The sequence below is a fragment of the Luteitalea sp. genome (assembly GCF_022842525.1).
In the GTDB taxonomy this organism is placed as follows: Bacteria; Acidobacteriota; Vicinamibacteria; order Vicinamibacterales; family Vicinamibacteraceae; genus Luteitalea.
The window spans coordinates 1-18,928 of sequence record NZ_JALHPM010000076.1; the positions used below are offsets into that span (position 1 = coordinate 1).

The 18,928-nt window shown below is 68.8% G+C and carries 14 protein-coding genes and 1 pseudogene; 4 read left to right on the plus strand and 11 right to left on the minus strand.

Features of this window, described 5'->3' with window-relative positions:
* Positions 1–84: 84 nt before the first annotated feature.
* The 9 genes and pseudogenes from Q0C41_RS15815 to Q0C41_RS15850 form a co-directional block, all read right to left on the minus strand.
* Positions 85–1,347, minus strand: a complete 1,263-nt coding sequence (locus Q0C41_RS15815; RefSeq protein ID WP_291985093.1) for a peroxiredoxin — start codon at positions 1,345–1,347, stop codon at positions 85–87.
* A gap of 38 nt (positions 1,348–1,385) precedes the next feature.
* Positions 1,386–2,735, minus strand: coding sequence for a hypothetical protein (locus tag Q0C41_RS15820; RefSeq protein ID WP_291985095.1), 1,350 nt, complete (start codon positions 2,733–2,735; stop codon positions 1,386–1,388).
* A gap of 335 nt (positions 2,736–3,070) precedes the next feature.
* Positions 3,071–3,982: a uroporphyrinogen-III synthase gene (locus Q0C41_RS15825; RefSeq protein ID WP_291985097.1), complete on the minus strand. Its 912-nt coding sequence runs from the start codon at positions 3,980–3,982 to the stop codon at positions 3,071–3,073.
* Positions 3,979–4,914: a hydroxymethylbilane synthase gene (gene hemC / locus Q0C41_RS15830; RefSeq protein WP_291985099.1), complete on the minus strand. Its 936-nt coding sequence runs from the start codon at positions 4,912–4,914 to the stop codon at positions 3,979–3,981. The genes Q0C41_RS15825 and hemC overlap by 4 nt, the downstream gene beginning before the upstream one ends.
* Positions 4,896–5,933: a porphobilinogen synthase gene (gene hemB, locus Q0C41_RS15835; protein ID WP_291985101.1), complete on the minus strand. Its 1,038-nt coding sequence runs from the start codon at positions 5,931–5,933 to the stop codon at positions 4,896–4,898. The genes hemC and hemB overlap by 19 nt, the downstream gene beginning before the upstream one ends.
* Positions 5,930–6,052: pseudogene (locus tag Q0C41_RS31440) on the minus strand (phosphoadenylyl-sulfate reductase); the annotation flags it as partial. The gene hemB and the pseudogene Q0C41_RS31440, both read right to left, overlap by 4 nt.
* Positions 6,053–6,072: 20 nt before the next feature.
* Positions 6,073–7,914 carry a nitrite/sulfite reductase gene (locus Q0C41_RS15840; RefSeq protein ID WP_291985103.1) on the minus strand — a complete coding sequence of 614 codons (1,842 nt, stop codon included), beginning with the start codon at positions 7,912–7,914 and terminating at the stop codon, positions 6,073–6,075.
* 8 nt (positions 7,915–7,922) lie between these two features.
* Entirely contained in the window at positions 7,923–8,729 is an 807-nt protein-coding gene (gene cobA, locus Q0C41_RS15845) for a uroporphyrinogen-III C-methyltransferase (protein ID WP_291985105.1), read from the minus strand.
* On the minus strand, positions 8,726–9,631 hold the full coding sequence (locus tag Q0C41_RS15850; protein WP_291985107.1) for a bifunctional precorrin-2 dehydrogenase/sirohydrochlorin ferrochelatase: 906 nt from the start codon (positions 9,629–9,631) through the stop codon (positions 8,726–8,728). The genes cobA and Q0C41_RS15850 overlap by 4 nt, the downstream gene beginning before the upstream one ends.
* A 1,022-nt stretch (positions 9,632–10,653) precedes the next feature.
* Between Q0C41_RS15850 and Q0C41_RS15855 the strand changes: the two genes are divergently transcribed.
* Genes Q0C41_RS15855 through Q0C41_RS15865 form a run of 3 tightly spaced genes read left to right on the plus strand, consistent with a single transcriptional unit; the run spans position 10,654 to position 16,444 of the window.
* Positions 10,654–13,347, plus strand: a complete 2,694-nt coding sequence (locus tag Q0C41_RS15855) for a TonB-dependent receptor (RefSeq protein WP_291985138.1) — start codon at positions 10,654–10,656, stop codon at positions 13,345–13,347.
* A 21-nt stretch (positions 13,348–13,368) separates the two neighbouring features.
* A complete protein-coding gene (locus Q0C41_RS15860) occupies positions 13,369–15,417 on the plus strand; it encodes a S9 family peptidase (RefSeq protein WP_291985109.1) in 2,049 nt (682 codons plus the stop codon).
* A 43-nt stretch (positions 15,418–15,460) separates the two neighbouring features.
* Entirely contained in the window at positions 15,461–16,444 is a 984-nt protein-coding gene (locus tag Q0C41_RS15865; RefSeq protein ID WP_291985111.1) for an aldolase/citrate lyase family protein, read from the plus strand.
* Positions 16,445–16,834: 390 nt separating this feature from the next.
* Here Q0C41_RS15865 and Q0C41_RS15870 read toward each other — a convergent pair whose 3' ends face one another.
* Positions 16,835–17,263 (minus strand): MerR family transcriptional regulator, encoded by a 429-nt coding sequence (locus Q0C41_RS15870; RefSeq protein ID WP_291985113.1) that lies wholly within the window; start codon positions 17,261–17,263, stop codon positions 16,835–16,837.
* A 42-nt stretch (positions 17,264–17,305) separates the two neighbouring features.
* On the opposite strand from Q0C41_RS15870, the gene Q0C41_RS15875 reads away from it, so the two are divergent.
* Positions 17,306–17,644 carry a hypothetical protein gene (locus Q0C41_RS15875; protein ID WP_291985115.1) on the plus strand — a complete coding sequence of 113 codons (339 nt, stop codon included), beginning with the start codon at positions 17,306–17,308 and terminating at the stop codon, positions 17,642–17,644.
* Positions 17,645–17,822: 178 nt separating this feature from the next.
* Here the strand turns inward: Q0C41_RS15875 and Q0C41_RS15880 are convergent, their stop codons facing one another.
* Entirely contained in the window at positions 17,823–18,926 is a 1,104-nt protein-coding gene (locus tag Q0C41_RS15880) for a ferrochelatase (protein ID WP_291985117.1), read from the minus strand.
* Between the last annotated feature and the right edge of the window lie 2 nt (positions 18,927–18,928).

Below are 18,928 nucleotides of genomic sequence, written 5' to 3' on the forward strand. Positions count from 1 at the left end.
GCCGTCGCCGCGCCGGCCAGCGCGAGCAGGCCCGTCAGCGCTGACGCGAGCGCCCGCCGCACCCTTTGGGCAGTCGTCGACACGCTACTTCCCCTGGGCCGCCGAGGTCGGCGCTGGTTCGCGCAGGAGTTGCTCGATCGTCTCGGTGAACTCGCGCTTCAGCGCGGTGTTGAACTCACCGCTGGCGGCGGCTGCGAAGCCGGCGTGAATGCGCTTCACGCGGCCGTCACGGCCGACGAAGAACGTGGCCGGCCAGGTGTTGAGGTTCACGGCCTGCGGCACCTTCTCCCACATCTCGATCGGCGCGCCGGCGATGAGATAGGTGTACTCGACGCCGTACTTCTTCGTGAACGCCTTGACGCGCGTCAGCTCATCCTGCTGTTCGGGTTCCTCGAAGTCGAGGGCCACGATCTCGAGGCCACGGTCGCGGTACTGCTTGTAGAGCTGCACCAGGTACTGCGCCTCGTCGTGGCAGTTCGGGCACCAGGTGCCGGTGACGATGGCGATGACGACCTTGCCCTTGAAACGCGGATCCTCGTTGGAGACGAGTCGGCCGTTCACGTCCGGAAAGTTGAACGCAAACACCTCGTTGGGGTCGCGCATCGTGGTGTGGGCACTGGCATCCGCGGGCTCGGGCAGGCCCTTGGCGCGGGCGACTTCCGGGCGATACGCGATGTAGTGACCGTCACGATTGCTGCCGCGGCTCTGGATTCTGAGCGTGCCGTCGGCCTGCGGCGTCAGCTCCATGAGGCCAGGACGTGAGCCGTCGAAGTGGCTGACCACGGCCGTGCCGTTGACGAAGCGCCCGGTCAGCGCGCCGGTGTCTCCGTCGATGCGCAGCACTGCCGCCGAGACCTCCGCGCCCTGCTGCTTCACGATGAAGCGCCACGCCTTCTCGCCCTTCGGCGACTCCTTTCCCGGTTCGAACGGGATGTGCCAGGTGCCGGCGATCGACGGCACCGAGCCGCTCAGTTCCGGTGGGGCCACATAACGAACGGCGCGGAATGGCGAGCCTCCGGGCTGACCGTTGCGCTGTTCGACGCGGCCGGTGAGGCCACCGTCGGCCACCGACGCGCGGATGGTGGTGAGGTAGTGCCCGAACTCGAGTTCCACGGCGTCGCCCTGCCGGGTGGCGCGCGTGGTGGTCTGCGTCTCCTCGCCGTTGAAGAGGGTGCCCACGAGCTGGCCGTTGGCGGTGGCCAGGTCGAGGCGGAAGGGAATGGGCGTGTCGTTGATGGTGAGCGTGGCGCTCCAGCGCCCGTCGAGCGGGGTCTGCGCGAACGTCGCACCAGCGCTGAGCGCGACGGCGGCGACGGCCGCGGCGAGCGTGCGTGGGTAAGAGGTCATGACGGTGGTCTCCTGTGAATGACGGTGAACATGGACGACTAGCGGGACGTAGCGTGCGCGCGGCGCCAGGCCGCAGCGAACGCCGGTTTCGTGTCGGTGAGGATGTCGCGGATGGCGTGGCGGTCCGCGTCCCCGATGCGGGCAAACGGCTGCGAGCGGTCGCGCCCATCGAGTACCTCGATGAGGCGGCGGTAGACGTAGCCGAGCGCCGGCGCCGGCAGCGCGTCGAAGGCGGCAGAGTAGACGAGATAGCTGCACGGGTAGCGGAACAGGCGCGTCTCGAGGTCGAACATCCGCAGCGACCGCCCGCGCCGGTCGCGTGGGCCGATCGTCGCGAACTCGTCGGCGAAGTCTGAGGTGCCGGCGAGCGGCTCTCCGAGCGGCGCCTCGTTGGCGAAGAGCAGGTAGCGGACCAGCTCCTCGGCCGGGCCCTCGTATCTCGCGCGCTGCGCCTCCGAGAGATCGTCGACGTCCACGCCCTCGGTCACGCCCGCGGCATGCAGCGCGAGCCGCGTCTGGTAGTTGGTCAGCGTGATGAGGTTGTGCATCTGCGTCTGGTGCGCGTGTACCAGCTGCGCGACCAGATCGCTGTGCGGGGTCAGCGTGATGCCCGGCGCCGGAAGCGGCGACAGGTCCGTGCGGTTCGCGGCGCCGTCCTGATCGATGGCTTCAGGATCCCCGCCGGCAGGCACCACCGCATTGCCCAGATGCCGCAGCCGACCGTGGCTGCCGGTCACATACCAGCCGCCGAAGCGCTCGTCGAACGGCGTGTCGTGGCCGACGAGGAAGCTGCGGGCGCCGGTGGAGAGCACGCCGCTCGGCCTCGTGAACACTGACCGCACGAACACGCCAGGCACCTGTCGGGTGGCGCCGGCAATGTGGCACTGCGTGCAGTCGAGTTCGGCGCGCTGGAAGGCCGGACGCCCAGTAGCGCGCTGGTCGAGCAGGTAGAACATCGCGCCCTGCCTCGCGTCGAACGAGATGAGCTCCAGCGCCTTTCCACCCGGCACGTAGCCGATGTAGACGTCGTCGTTGAAGTAGAGCGACCGCGGCGTCGTCGGCGAGATGTGACGGTATTGGAAGCTTGTCTTCGAGAACACCAGCATCTGCGACGACCGCGGGATATCGAGGGCGTCGAGCACCGCCGGGAGATAGCCGAACGTGTCGTCGTGCGTCAGCGTCGCTGCGCCCGTCTCGAGAGCGCTCTGCAGCCGTCCCACCGGGTCTGAGACCGGGGCCGTGCGGTAGAAGATGGGCGCGTCGCTGAAGGGCACGAACCCCTGGTTGCGCACCGCAACCTGCGCCTGCACGGCTAGCGCCCAGGCGAGCACAGCGGCCACCAGGGCGAAAGCGATGAACGAACGGAGACGGAAACGGCGTTCCAGCACGGTTGTGACCTCGGCTGGCGGATGTGCGCGAACGGCACGCCAGCGACAGAGAGTTAGTGACTCCCTGTCCGAGGTCGATGAACTGTGATGGAGCGTCTAGGCGAGCACGGCGTTCACAGGATCACGCGACCGGGACGGGAGTGAACCCGCCACGACAACAACACGTGTTCCGACGAAGCGAACGCATTGCCGGGAGCATAGACCGCCGGTGTCCTTGTGTCAAGGCGACGCGGATACGCGTGCTTCCAGAGGTTCTGGCGTGTGTCCGCCCCGTCACGTCACCATTCGGCGCAATTGGATTCTCAACCGAGAGGTTTCTCAGCATGGGGAGGACGTCAGATACCTTCCCCGCAATCAGTGGCGCACGTGCTGTGTCCGCGCTGGTCAACGCCTACGCCATGAAGGCGCCGCGCAACGACGACGGCAGCGTGCGGATCGAGAGGATCCTCCCCAACGTGACGCCGACCATCAGGCTCGAACGTTGACCGCACACCGTCGAGCGCTTTCGCCAGCAGGTCGGCCAGCGCGGCGGCGGTGGCCACTGGGGCGACGGCCACGCGCCAGCCGGCGCGTCGTGCCGCCTCAGCGGTTGTGCGACCGATGCACGCGGCGATCGCCCGGCTCCGGATCGCGGCGAACGGCGTCGCCGCGGTAACCGCGGATGGACTGCAGAACACAACGGCCTCGACGTCGCCAGCCGGCGGTTCGACCGGTGTGGGTACGACGTCGTACGCGATCGGGTCGATCACCGTGGCACCAAGGTGGCGCAGGCCGTCCGCCAGTGCCGGCGCGGCACCAGCGGCGCGCGGGTACAGCACAGTCGCACCAGCCCGCAGTCGGGGCAGAAGGCCGGCGAGAAGGCCTGTGGCGTCGTGTGGCGTGGCGACAAGCGCCGGCGTCGCGCTGAGCGCGTCGAGTGCGGCAGCGGTGGCCGGGCCGACGACGGCAATCGCTCCTTGCCATGACCTCCGCTCTCCGAGATGTTCGAGTCGCGTCGCGCAGGCACGCACGCCCTCGGCCGAGGTGAAGACCGTCCAGTGCGCGTGCGAGCCTTGACGCAGCGCCGCGTCGAGCGGGGCCAGGTCTTGTGGCGGCACGACCCGCAGTAGCGGGTGCCAGTAGACATCCAGCCCGGCGTCAACCAGCCGATAGACGAGTTCGGGTGAGGCCGTGGCGGGCCGTGTCACCCACACCCGCGGCGCCAGCGTGCGGGCGGCGCCGGCGCGTGGCGGCACGGCGGGGGTCATCGCGCGACCTCAGGCGTTGGCGTGCGATGCGTCGTGGCGGTTCGCATGCCAGCGCCGAGATCGGCGAGCACATCCGACAGTACCGAGGCGGCATCACGTCCCCGGCTACGCGCGTCGACACGGTGTCGTGTGTGGCGTGAGAGCACACGTGCGTGAATCGTGAGGAGCTCACCCGCGACCTCTGCGTATGCCGCCACCACCCAGTCGGGACACTCGAGGGCCTGCTGCACGGCCCGCTCGAGCTCGGTGGCAACGCGGGTCGCAGCGTCGTCGGCTCGCGCGATAGCCGACGCCAGCGCGTCGTCGCTTCGCGTCTGCACGACGATGGCCCCTTGTCCCGGTGCCGGCAGGAAGCGATCGAGCGGCAGCGTCTCGGCGATCACATGCGTGAGCCCCAGGCGCGCCAGTCCGGCGACGGCCAGAATCGCGGCGTCGAAGGTGCCGGCCGTGACCTGTCGCACGCGCGCGTCGACGGGGCCCCGGATGGACTCGCAGCGCAGATCGGGGCGGTCCCACGCCACCTGCAGCCGACGGCGGGCGGCGCACGTGCCGATCCGTGAGCCGGCAGGCCACGCGTCGAGGGGGCGCCCGTCGCGTGAAACGACGGCCTCGGCCACCGGGCCCCGCGGCAGCATGGCAGCCAGCGTGAGACTCGCGGTCGGGACGACCGGCAGGTCCTTCAGGCTGTGCATGGCGGCGTCGATCTCCCCGCGCAGCAGGGCGGCTTCCAGCGTGTCGACGAACGGTCCCGTCGACGGCAGATCGTCGATGGCCGTCTGCAGATCCTGGTCGCCGGAGGTGTCGAGTACGACCGTCTCGACCTCGACACCGACGCGACGCAGGGCGTCCGCGGCGGCGTCGAGCTGCCAGTGCGACAGCGGCGACGCGCGTCCGGCCAGCCGCACGGCCCGGGTCATCGTTCGGCCAGCCACGTCGCCACGTCCTTCGCGAAGTAGGTGACGATGAGGTCGGCGCCGGCTCGGCGGATCCCTGTGAGCGTCTCAAGTGCCACACGCCGCTCGTCGATCCAGCCGCGCTCGGCTGCCGCTTTCACCATGCTGAACTCGCCACTCACCTGGTACGCCGCCAGCGGCCGATCGGTCTGCTGGCGCAGCCGCGCAAGCACGTCCAGATAAGGGCCGGCCGGTTTCACCATGAGGACGTCAGCGCCTTCGGCCGCGTCGAGTCGGGCTTCGCGCAGCGCCTCGCGGCCGTTGGCCGGGTCCATCTGGTACTGCGAGCGGTCACCGAACTGCGGGGCACCTTCGGCGGCCTCACGGAACGGCCCGTAGAGCGCGCTCGCGAACTTCGTGGCATAGGCGAGGATGCCGACGTGCCCGTGGCCCGCGCCATCGAGCGCCTGGCGAATGGCGGCCACGGCCCCATCAATCATCCCGCTCGGCGCGATGAGATCGGCGCCCGCGTCAGCGTGCACGATCGACGCCTGCTGCAACGCGACCAGCGTCGGCTCGTCGAGCACGTAGCCCGTCTCGAGATGCGGCCGATACGCGGGCGTGCCCGGCTCGTTGAGAATGCCGCAGTGCCCGTGCGACGTGTACTCGCAGAGACACATGTCGCTGATCACGACCAGGTGTGGCACGGCCGCCTTGATGGCGCGGATGGCCCGGGGCACGACGCCGTCGGGGTCGCTGTTCCCGGACCCGCTGGCGTCCTTGCGGGCCGGGATGCCGAACAGGAGCACGGCGGGTATGCCCACGGCTGCCAGGGCCTCCACTTCGGGGATGAGGCGATCCACTGAACGTTGCGCGTGGCCGGGCATGGCGGCAATCGGCCGGACGGTGTCGACGCCATGACGGACGAACAGCGGCGCCACGAGGTGGGCCACGTCGAGCTGCGTCTCACGCACGAGTCCGCGCAGGGCGGGTGTGCGCCGCAGCCGTCGCAGGCGCGTCGTGGCTGGATCGCCCTGGAACGTCGGCATGGCAGTCATCGGCGGTCGAGTCCGCGCTCGCGGTCGGACTGCACCCACCACCACCGGCCCGCACGCGGCGACTCGCCGGGCGCGGCGGCGCGCGTGCACGGGGCACAGCCGACCCGTGGGGAGCCCTTGACCGCCGGGGCGATCGCACTCATACCGCGCACTCGCCTTCGGTGGTTTCCGGACGGAAGGGCGTGGTCTCGGCCAGATCGATGAAGTCTTCCGCTGTGGCGGAGGCGGGTGTCAGGGTCTCGAGGTCGGCCAGCAGTGCCTTCACCGCGGGTACCGCCAGGGTGCGGAAGAAGGCCACCGGGGACTGGCCCGGTTGACGTTCGCGCGCATACAGACGGACGAGCCGCTCGAGCGCCTCGGGCGCGCGACGCGCTGGCACCTTCGCGGCCAGGCGGCCGAACGACGTGCCGTCGGCATCGATGCCGCCGCCGACCTGGACGAAGTACTGCGGCACCGCCTTGCCGTCGACCTTGCGCAGGCTGCCCTGGAATCCGATCGTCGCGATGTGGTGCTGACCGCAGCCGTTCGGACAGCCGCTGATTTTCACGTCGAGGTCGCCCGCCAGATCGATCAGCTCCGGCGTGGCGCGCAGGTGCTGTTCGAGCGCCTGCCCGAGCCCGCGCGACTGCGTCACCGCCAGCTTGCACGACTCCGCTCCAGGACAGCTCGTCACGTCGGCAATGGTGTCGGCGTCGGGCAGGCCAAGGCCGGCGGCGTCGAGGCGTGCGTAGAGATCGGGCAGGTCGGACAGCCGCACCCACCGGAGTACGACGTCCTGCACGAGCGTAACGCGCACGGAGCCGTCGCCATACGCGGAGGCGAGTGCGCCGAGGATGCGGTACTGCTCGCCGCTGAGATCGCCGAGCGGCACGGTGACGACGACGCTCACGAACCCCGTCTGCTTCTGCGGCCGCACGTTGGTCCACATCCAGCGCTCGCGCGCACTGGATGGCTGTCCCGGCCGCGGCGCCGGATGGATGCCCGGCCCGTGCAAGGCCGCCGCTGCCGCGGTCACGCGCCGTGCGATGTCCTCGACCGACGGCGGGGGCGCCTGCCGCCAAGTCGGCGCGCCTTCCTCGGCTGATGGCACGACCTCGAAGGCGAGATCGGCGACCCCGGCGGCGCGAACGTCGGCGAGCGCTTGATGCACGGCACTTCTGAAGCCTTCCCAGCCCATCGCCTTGATCAGGAACTTCATGCGATTGCGCTGGCGGTGCGTGTAGTCGCCCCGCTCGTGGAACACGCGGATGATCGCCTCGGCCACCCGCAGCGTGTCCTCGACCGGCACGAAGTCGAAGAGCACCGCGGCCGCCGCGGTCATCGTCGCGGTGCCGCCGCCGGCGAACACCGTGAAGCCGCGCTGGCCGTCGCGCAGCGCGGCGCGCCAGCCGATGTCGTTGATGGTGAGCTTGATGTGGTCGCGCTGGCACCCCTCGAACGCGATCTTGAACTTCCGCGGCAGCGCCGACGACAGCCGATGCCGCAGCAGGAAGCGCGTGAGCGCCTCCGCATACGGCGTGACGTCGAACACCTCGTCGGCCGAGACGCCGGCGAACTGGCAGGCGGTGATGTTGCGCACCGAATTCCCGCACGCTTCGCGCGTCGTCAGGCCCGCCTCAGCGAGCTTGCGCATCGCCGGCTCGACGTCGTGCAGGCGCACGAAGTGGAACTGCACATTCTGTCGGGTGGTGATGTGGCCGAAGCCGCGGGAGTAGCGCTCGGCCACGTCGGCGAGCACGTCGAGCTGCTCGTGGCTCAGCAGGCCCTGTGGGATCTTGACGCGGATCATCTGGGCATCGTCGGTCTGTCGCTGGCCGTAGGTGCCACGAACCAGACGGAAGACGCGCCACTCCTCGGGCGTGATCTCGCCACGCTCGAAGCGCCCGAGCACCGTGGCGAACTCGTCGATGTCCGCATCACTCGCAAACGAGAGTCTGGCGCGGCCGTGGGTGCTGGAGAGTCGGTCTTCGTGAGAGGACATGTGATACCTCAGGGCAGGTGAGTGGCTGGGGCGACGGGTAAGAGTTCGGCTGCAGACACCGTGACGCCGGGCGGCATGCCGAGGAGCGCCAGCGGCAGTGCCGCGACCCGCCCGATCACGATCGTGCCAGGCAGCTCATCGCGATCGGCGGGCACGACGGCGGTCGGGAGCTCCGCGAGCGCGCCTCGCCACGTCCACGCGGCCGACGTGGCGGCGCCGAGCAGCATTGCGGCGGGCATGTCGGGCGCCCAGCCGCGCGCCAGCAGGCGGTTGGCAACGTCGGACCTGGTGCCGAGCGACATCAGCAACACGACGGTGAGCAGGTCGGCGGGCAAAGCGTCGAGCGCGGCGGCGCAGGTCGCAGCGTCGGCTCCCGTGAGAATGACGACGCCTCCGGCCACACCGCGGTGCGTCACCGGTATGCCGGCAAGCCCGGGCGCCGCGATGGCGGTCGTCACGCCCGGCACGACTTCACACGGGATTCCGGCCTCAGCGAGAGCGAGTGCTTCCTCCCCGCCGCGACCGAACACGAATGGGTCGCCACCCTTCAGCCTCACGACACGGCGTCCGCTGCGCGCGGCTGTGATCATGGCGTCATGGATAGCCGCCTGCGAGGTCTGCGGCCGGCCAGCTCGCTTGCCCACGCACACGTGCTCGGCCGCGGCTGCCAATGCCAGCACGTCTGGCGCTACCAGCGCGTCGAACAGCACGAGGTCCGCTTCGCGCAGGCGCCGCACCGCCTTCAGCGTGAGATAGTCCGGGTCGCCTGGACCGGCGCCAACGAGTGAGACGAGGCCGGCTGTGCTCGCGCTCATGGGGCGGTGCCCGAGGGTGAGTCCGGGGACGGTCCGGCTGCGTAGCGGCGATTCAGGGCTTCGAGCAACTGCGGACGGCGTGCGCTCATCGGAACGCCTTCCGCTCGCTGGTGACGCGACAAGGCATGTGCCTGCGTCAGCCACTCGTCGAGATCCTCTGGAAGCAACGCCTCAAGACCTTCCCGCAGCAGGCCCGCGAGTGCTGGTGCCTGTCCGGCGGTCGAGATGGCGATTGTGATGCCACCGCGCGACACGGTGCCGCCGAGATAAGCCGTAGCGTTCACGGGATCGTCGACCGCATTCACGAAGAGGTGGCGCGCTTCGGCGGCCTCGCGAACCTGGCGGTTGACGTCCGGAGGGGCTGCCGCGGTGACGAACCATGCGCCGTCCAGGTCGGCCGGGACGAATCGTCGCTCGAGGACTCGAACCCGGGTTCGGTCGATAGCGTCGGCGATCGTGGGGGCTACGACGGTCACGCTGGCGCCTGCCTGGAGCAGCGCGGGAATCTTCGACGCCGCCATAGGGCCACCGCCGACCACAACAACTTCCCGGCCATCAAAGCGCAGGAACACCGGGAGCCGCGGCAGGACCATCGCCCCCTGGACAGGCGGACGCCCTCCGCGGACATGGGCTGCCCAGATACCGAGGGAGACCGCTGCCAGCACCAGGCCAAGCAGCCACCCCACGGCGACGGTCACCGGCCGCGCCGCAAGGTCGATAGGTCGGACGAGCCCGGGAAACGGGCCCTCCTGGGCGACGATGTCCCAGGCGACGAGCAGGATCGCAGCCGCGCTGATCGTCGACGCCGTCGATTCCCATGGCCCGGGCTGGTGCGCCGAGGATGGCTCGTACCATTGGACTTCGGGCTCGAGGAACGGTTCGATGGTAGGCGGTCGGGTCATGTTGCAGTGCGCTGCTCACCGAAAAATGAAAAGGGCCCGGATGGCGAATTAACGCCTTCCGGGCCCTCGTCTGAAACCGTGTGTCCGACGGTTACGACGCCATCGGGTCGAATCGGTTCACGCGTACAGCACGAGCGGCGCGGAGGGCGAGCCTCCGACAACAACACGAGCAATACACGTCAGCAGACACTGGCCCCTTATCACACGGGCCGGCGACGACTGTCAAGCTCGAGGCTGCTCCTCGCGCTGGCTCCCCTGAGATTTGACAAGCGTCCGGCAGCACTGGCACGATGAGAAGCGTGACGACGTTCTCGAGCCGCCGGTGTTGCTGTTGTGGAGTTCCTGCTCCCGCAGCCAGCCGTCTGCCTCGATGATCTGAACGCGTCGTCCCCCCGACCACTCTCACATCTGGCCCGGAAGGCTTGCTGCCTTCCGGGCTTTCGTCTTTTTCCGCGATGTTTTCGGCGCGCAAGCGCCTTTTCGAGATTCAGGATGTCAACACATCGCCTGCTGGCAGCCACGAACATGCTCGCCGACGCGCGCGGAGGAGGGATCATGACAAACCCGACGACGGGCCAGCCCCCCCGTCTCCGGCCGCTCGCTCTCGACAGCCACATGCCGTGGTGGCGGTGCCCGCGCCGAACGTCCGAGACACCCGTGCCACAACCCGACCCTGCGACGCCAAGCGAGCCGTCGGATGAGGTCGTCGATCGTATCCATCGCTCGCTGTCCGAAGGACTGTATCCATGGTGGTAGCCCAGACACTTCGGCCGCGTCCCCGAGGGACGCGCCTTGTCCGCCCATGTTGTCGCCGCGCGTCGTTGCGGCTGCGGTGGATGAACGTGTACGTGTGACGTCGTCAGAGGTTCGGTAAACGCCCCTCGACCGACGGTCCCGGGCCATCGTCCGCCAGCGGATGGTGGCCCGTCGTGCGTACGCACACGGTTGACACCTGTCTCGCTGGTGGCGGTGCCTGTGGCTGCAGGCGGGGCAGGGAGATTGTGATGAGAACGTTGGTTCGTATGTGGGTAGTGCTGCTGGCGCTCGGCGCCGGCACCAGCGCAGCGCAGGTGACCAGTGCCGTGCTGCAGGGAATCGTGACCGATCCGCAGGGCGCCGTGCTGCCCGGGACCACGGTGCACGTCAGGAACACGGAGTCCGGGCTGACCCGGGATGTCGTCACCGACGACCGCGGCTTCTATCGGGCGCCGGCGCTGCCGCCGGGGCAGTATGAAGTGACGGCCTCACTCGACGGCTTCACCGCGGGGATACGGACCGGGTTGACACTGACCGTGGGGCAGACCGCCACTGTGGATGTGAGCCTCGGGCTGGCGTCGCTGTCGGAAGCGGTGACGGTAACGGCCAGCGCGCCGCTCGTGGATCGCACCACGAGTGCGCTCGGCACGACCGTGACGAAGGCGCAACTCGACCAGTTGCCGTTGGCCGGACGCGACTTCGCCGGTCTGGCCAAGCTGGCGCCTGGAGTGACGGGCGTCGGCAGCACCGGCATCACCGCGGGTGGGCAGCTGACCCGGAACAACAGCATCGTCGTCGACGGCACGACCAATGACGAGCAGGGCGTGGCCGGCACCCGTGGCAGTTTCTCGCTCGAGTCCGTGCGCGAGTACGTGATCTATACGAACCAGTTCACCGCCGAGCACGGCCTGGCGGCGGGCGCCCTTGTCAACGTCGTCACGCGTTCCGGCACCAATACGCTCGAGGGACGCCTGTTCGGCTTCTACCGCGCCGACGGGCTCGATGCGCAGAACCCGTTCTCGAAGGCTCAGGGATCCGGCAAGGCGCCGTTCGAGGAATCCCGGCTCGGGGGCTTCCTCGGCGGGCCCGTGCTGCGCGATCGCTGGCACTACTTCGGGAGCTACGAGCGGCTGGGCACCGGCACGACCAACGTCGTCACGTCGCCGATCGTGCCCGTCGACCAGCGCGAGTTCCCCGAGGACACGACCCAGAACCAGTACTTCATCAAGAGCGAGTACACGCTGAACGCCGCGCACCGCGTCAGTGGACGGTTCCGCTACGACGGCCAGACCACCACGGGAGCAGGCATCGGCGGTCTCAACCCCTACGAGCGCGGCTACGACCAGCGGAGCAAGTACAAGGACGCGGTGGCGTCACTGACGTCGGTCTTCTCGGATCGCACGGTGAACGAGGTCCGCCTGCTGGCCGGCACGCTGGATCGGGCCTGGACGGTCGATGGATACGCGGATCCCCGCGGCGTCTCGATCAGCCGGCCATCGATCAACCTCGGCAAGGCGAACAACATGCCTCAGGGCTGGGATTCCGTGCAGTACCAGCTGGTCGACACGCTCACCAGGGCCGCGGGGCGGCACGAGCTCAAGGCGGGTGTCAGTGTGCAGCTCGACGACCAGGACACGTACTTTCTCGGCAACAAAGACGGCACCTTCCAGTTCCGCACCGACGCGCCGTTCAACCCGGCCGACCCATCGACCCATCCGTTCCAGTTCACCCAGACCGTCGGTGACTGGTACGACCCGCGCAAGAACGAAATCTACTCGGCGTTCGTGCAGGACACCTTCCGGGCGCACGATCGGCTCACGCTCAATCTCGGGCTGCGCTACGACACCGAGACCATCTTCGCGAAAGCGCGGGCGGTGGACGTCGACCAGGACCTCGACAACGTGGCGCCCAGGGTCGGTCTCAACTGGGTGCCCACGAGCGATGGGCGCACCGTCGTGCGGGCGGGCTACGGCGTCTACTACGACCAGGGCTTCAACAACGTCTCGGGGAACATCAGCAACTCGGCGCGATCGACCAACGTCACGGTGCTGAACCCGGGCTTCCCCGACCCGTATGCCGGCGGCACCATCCAGGCGAGCCGGCCAAGCCTGGTCGTGGCGGCGCCGGAGTTCCGCACGCCGTTCAGTCGCACGTTCAGCGCCGGCGCACGACGCGAGATCGTGCGCGGCGTCGCCCTCAGCGTCGATGCAGTGCGGACGCTGGGCTACGACCTCTTCAACGCGCTCGACATCAATGCCCCGGCGATCGGCACCGGCGTGCGGCCGGACAGCCGCTACCTCCGTGTCGTCCAGTACCAGACGACCGGACGCAGCTGGACCAACGCACTGCTCGTGGCGCTCGAGCGCCGCAGCGGACGCGGGCCGCAGTTCAACGTCTCGTACACGCTCTCCAGGGCGGAACGCAACGTCGAGGACTTCGGCTTCGTGCCGCAGAACTCCCATGACCCAGGCGCGGAGCGGGCCGTCGCCAACAACGACCGGCGGCATCAGGTGGTCGCATCGACCACCTGGGCGCTTCCACTGGGATTCCAGGTGGCAGGCATCGTTCAGGCCAGATCGGGATTGCCGTGGACGGTGACCACCGGCAGTGACAACAACGGCGACCAGAGCGTCAACGACCGGCCTGATCTGGCCGTCCCTTCTGGCGACCCTGCAAGCCGCGCGACCTACTTCACGGCCTTCACTGGCCGTGTCGGGAGCCTGCCCAGGAACTCGAACCGCGGACCGGCATTCGCGCAAGTCGATCTGCGGGTCTCGAAGTTCGTCCGCGTGCAGCGCTACTCGGTTGAGGGGTTCGTCGAGGCCTTCAACCTCCTGAACCGCGCCAATCTCGGGTTGCCGAACGGCACGTTGACGTCGGCGTTCTTCGGACGGCCGACCGGTCTTGCCGCGGGCGCCACGCCCCGGCAGATCGAGTTTGGCGTTCGCTTCAACTTCTGATCGAGTGTCGAGGATCACATCATGAAACACGCGTTACTCGTCATCGCAGTCCTCGCGCTCGCGGTCCCATCTGCCGCGCAGCGCCGGCCGGTCGTCATCGACGATCAGTTCCGCGTCGCCGATGTCGGCAGCCCCGACCTGTCACCTGACGGCCAATGGGTGGTCTATACGGTCGCGACGACCGATGCCGCCGCCGATCGACGGAACGTCGATCTATGGATCGTGAAGTGGGACGGCTCGGAGCGTCGGGCACTGACCCACACCGCCGATGCCAGCGAGACCTCGCCGCGCTGGAGCCGCGACGGCTCGAAGATCGCCTTCCTGTCGGCGCGCCCGGGGCCGGCTCGCGGCTCACAGGTGTGGGTGCTCGACTGGCGAGGCGGGGAGGCGCATCAGGTCACGGCCGTCAGGGGCGGCGTCTCGGATTTCGACTGGGCGCCCGACGGCACACGACTCGTGATCGTCGGCCGGCACGGCACCGACGTGGAGGACTCGCCGTCGGAGCGCACCGACCGCGGCGGGGCAAATCGGCCGCTGCCTCCACCCATCGTCATCGACAAGTACCAGTTCAAGCGCGACGGCCAGACGTATCTGACTGGCACGTCGCGCAATCGCCTGTTCATCCAGCCGGTCGACGGTGGCGCCGCGACACTGCTCACGAGCGACGGCGACTACGACGAGAGCAGTCCCGTCTGGTCGCCCAATGGCCAGGCCATCGCCTTCGTCAGTAACCATGACGAGAATCGCGACCGGACGCGGAACACCGACGTGTTCGTCGTGGAGGCGCGGCCCGGCGCGACCTCGCGGCGGCTCACGACGTTCGATGGACCCGATGGCAGCGGCCTGGCCTGGAGTCCCGACAGCCGTCTCATCGCCTACGGACAGGGCAGCGCGCCGAAACTCAACTTCCACAGCCTCACGAGGCTGGCGGTCGTGGAGGCCAGCGGCGGCAGGCCGCGCGTGCTGACCGAGGCGCTGGATCGCGGTACCTCTCTTGCGGGATTCACCGCAGACGGCCGCCGCATCCTCTTTACCGTGGCCGACGACCGCGCCAGCTACCTCGCGGCCATCGCCCCTGACGGCGGGGCCGTCGAACGTCTCGTCGATGGTTTGCGCGTCGTCGGGTCACCCGCTCACGCGGCCGGCCGTGTCGCGGTCACGTCGGGCACGTCCACCGAGCCCACCGAGCTCTTCGCCGTCGAAGGTCGCAGCCTGCGCCGGCTCACGCATCACAATGACGAGGTCGTGGCCGGCCTGCAGCTCCAGCCCGCCGAGAACATCGAGTTCACGAGCCGCGACGGCACCCGCGTACACGGGCTGCTCACGCGTCCGGTCGGCGCGGTCGCCGGCCGCCGCTATCCAACGCTGCTGCGGATCCACGGCGGGCCCACCGCTCAGGATACACATGCGTTTCAGTTCGAGCGGCAAATCTTCGCCGCCAACGGCTATGCCGTCGTGAACGTCAACTACCGGGGCAGCTCCGGTCGCGGCGCGAAGTTCCAGGAGGCCATCTTCGCCGACTGGGGCCGCCTCGAGGTGGAAGATGTGCTGGCCGCGACGGAGCACGTGGTGTCCCTTGGCGTCGCTGACCCGGAGAAGCTCGGCATCGGCGGCTGGAGCTACGGTGGCCTCACGACCGACTACGTGATCGCCAGCGACACGAGGTTCAAGGCCGCGATCAGCGGGGCAGGCAGCGCCAATCACATCTCGCTCTACGGCCACGACCAGTACACGTATTTGTACGACAGCGAATTCGGTCCGCCGTGGGAGAACGTCGACCTCTGGATCAAGTTCTCCTATCCCTTCTTCAAGGCCAACCGCATCACGACGCCCACGCTGTTCATGGGGGGGCAGGACGACTTCAACGTGCCGATCCTCGGCAGTGAGCAGATGTACCAGGCGCTGAAGACCCTCAACGTGCCGACGCAACTCGTGGTCTATCCGGGCCAGAATCATGGCCTCACGCGTGTCCCGTATCTCCGGGATCGACTGGAGCGCTACCTCGCGTGGTACGACCGCTACCTGCAGCCGGAACGCCGGCCCGTGACGTCGAGCGGGCCGCCGAAGTAATGTCTGTCACGGCGTGACAGGCGTCGCGCCACGGAGTCACACGATGCATGCACGCGGGATCCTGGCCGCGACGGCGGCCGTATGGTTGGTCGCGCCGCAAGCAGCCACGACGGCCGGCGGTGGGCTGAATCCGATGATCGCGCTCCACGAGCAAGGGGCGCCGGTCTTCGGCATCACGCATGCGGCCATCGCGGCTGGGCGCCAGCGGCCCTCACCGCCTGGGGCGGCGCCCGTCGAGGCGCCGCCTCCGCTTCCGCTTCCGTCACTGATGTCGGCGGCCGAAGAGACCGCGGCGTATCGGCGCGCGGACTTCACCTACACCAACTACTCGTCGGCCCAGGCCGACCGCTTCATGGGATTCGTCGGCGCGCTGTTGCGCGCCGGCGCGTCCGTCCGCACTCATCCGATCCTGGCGAAAGTGCCGATCCTCCACACCGACCAGGCGCTCGCTGTAAGCCGTATCCATGAACAACTCAACCTCGGGCACGCCGGCGTGATGCTGCAGGAGGTGGAGTCACCCGAAGAGGTCCGGACCGCGCTGGCGGCGATGCGCTTCAGGGCGCAGGGGGGCACGAGGCCGGAGGACGGCGTGGGTCTTGCGGCCGCGTACTGGGGCGTCAGCGAGGAGGAGTACCGACGGCGCGCGCAGCCGTGGCCGCTCGTGAAGGACGGCGAACTGGTGCTGTGGGCCATCGTCGAGAGCCGCGAGGGCATCGCCCGGGTGCGCGAGATCGCCGCCGTCCCTGGCCTTACGGTGATCGTCGTCGGCGCCGGCACGTTGCGCGGCGTCTACTCGACGACCGCCGCAGACGGCTCTCGCGTGCTCGATCGCCCGGCGTTCGACGCCGGCGTCGCCGCCATCGCCTCCGCCTGCCGCGAGTTCAAGGTGGCGTGCAGCCACCCCGCGAACACGGCGGCCGAGGTCGAGGCGTTGACGAAGCAGGGCTTCTCCGTCTTCACGATGCAGACGAGGAACGACGCGGCGTTTGCCGCGATCGCCGCCGGCCGCGCGAAGGCCGGCCGCTGACGCCGTTCGCCTGCGTGCTCACGCAAAACGTGCGAGTCGGGCCACGCGCCTGGCGGTGGGTCAGTTGCCCGGTCTGTACGCCCGTACCAACCCAGGGCGCCGACGCCATATACACAAGGTATGTGGCGCCACGTGCGCAATACGTGCGTCCATCTCGGCTTTCGAGCAGTTCTGGCGGATCCAGAGGAAGCGGAAAGCCCGTAAGGTCTTTGTTTTCAACAACTGGACGCAGTCCGAATCCCACCCTCTCCGCCAAACACACCTCCGGCGTGACGGCTCCCGCCGCTTGCTCATAAGAACGCCCGCCGGCTGCAGATTCTTGCGCCGGCCTGACTCCCATGCTGAGCGTCCGCGTCCAGCTTGAGGTGTCATCGGCGCCACTTGGCCGAATCAACGACAGCGGCTCCGCGCGGCCAGCCCAGAACGCCGTACTGATGCGATAAGTGGGCACGACACGCGCCCGCGCCGAGTCCGGCACTCAGCGATCGCTCTGCGAAGGGCTCCAGCGACGTTGCGCAGCTCGCGCATTCGATCGGTGACGACCGCGAGCCGATCTTCGGCAATCCGCCTGGTTGCGTCGCACGCCATGCCATCGTGAAGGCGCAGCAGGTCCGCCACGTCGCTGAGCGTGAAACCCCACGACTGGGCTGCCTTGATGAACCGCACGCGGTCTACGTGTTCACTGGAGTAGCTGCGCACGCCGCGCTCTGGCCGCGGAGGCACGGGCAAGATCCCCTTCCGCTGATAGAACCGGATGGTTTCGACGTTGACGCCTGCCTGTGCCGCCAGCGCGCCGATCGTGAGCGTGGAGTGGGTCATGTGGTTGACTCCGTACCTTGGTACGGCCCGTAAGCTTACCGCATGGGTCACCACGCCACGGTCAGAGTCCTGTCGCTCGTAACCGTCACGATGGTGCTGGCGGCCGCCAGTTCCAACGCTGGCGGACGAACGCAGGCATTGCCACCGGGTCCGCTCGTGTTCCTTACCAGGGACGGCTGCGCCAATACCGCGACGATGCGCACCCGGCTCGATGCGGCTCTCGACCGGCTCGGTGCGCCGGCGGATTACGCCGTCATCGATGCAGACACCCTGGCGGACGGCGACGCACGACGCGGCTACGGCACGCCGACGGTGCTCTATAACAACCGTGACCTCTTCGCCATGCCCGAGCCAACGCCCCCGATCCCCTCCCCGACCTGACGACTCTATGCGGGCGGAGTTCCGTCCACGGATGCGATTGAGAAAGCGCTCAGGTCGGCGATGAGGTGATCGTCCTCACATCAGCGCTGGAGCAGTGCTTCGAACGCGGTTGTCAGCGTCGACTCAGCGACCAGTCCGCCCCCTCACGCACCTGACTCGTTCGGCTCTCCCCGACATGTCACGGGTGCGCGTGGGTCACCGCGATCTGCTGGCCTGGCCGATCGACCAAAGACGAGGCGGCGCCAGCGGGCAACGCGCAGATCGCACACGCGGTGCGCGCCACCGCCCCAGGCGTGCAGAGCCGATAGCAGCCGACATCGCCCGTGGTTCCTGGCGCGGGGGCACAACGATCAACGCACTGCCGTACTTGCTGCGCCAGCAGGTCGAGCAGCCGCGGGGAGTCGTTCAGGCACGGCAGGTGCTTCGCGGTGAGCGCCGGCGCAGCGGCCAGCGCGATGCGGCCTTCCAGTTCGCTTTCGGCGTTGTCACCGAGGAAGCCGTATGGATAGTAGACGACGCGCGAGTAGCCGGCGGCTACCACCTGCGCCAGCGCCTCCTCGATGGGCGGCTCGGTCCACTTGCCGCCACGCGTGTGATTGAGCCAGCCGTTGACCACCAGGCCGAAGTGCGGGGCGAGACGGCTGCGGACGGCCTGGCACAGCGCCTCGGTCGCGACCAGGCCGGTTTCAATCGGCGTGGGTGGGGCGAGCACCGTGCCGTGCGCGGCCAGTACCAGCGCCACGTCGTCGCCGAGCCAGCCCGGCTCCCCGGCGGCGTGCTCCAGGACGTGGGCCGCCGAGATGTCGGCGAGCCGATCGGCCGACAGCGCCCCGAGCACCGACACCGGCCCGGAGCGCGTACTCGCCGCCTCGCGCGACAAGTCGTGCGTGAACGCCGAGTCGGCGGCATACAGCGGTACCACCCAGACCGGCTCGTGCGCGGGAATGTGGCGTAGCACATCGGCCAGCAGCGGCGCCCGGTACTCGTAGGCTACCTGCAGGCGCCATGAATCGCCGGAGAGGTCCGCAGCCAGCAGATCGCGCAGCACCTGCGCCTGCCGCGTCGTGATGGGCTCGAGAGGCGACTTGTAGTCATGCTCGCGCCACATGGCGCGGCGCCCGCGAGCCCTGGCCAGGGCAATCATCGGCAGCAGCGGCCGTGGGATGGCGTCCACCTTGCGGGTGAGACCCAGCAGGATACGCCAGGAATAGACGAGTTGATCGACGAAGCTCGCCGTCGGCGGCTCGCCGTAGGTCACGAGGACGACGTGTCGGGTCGGCATGG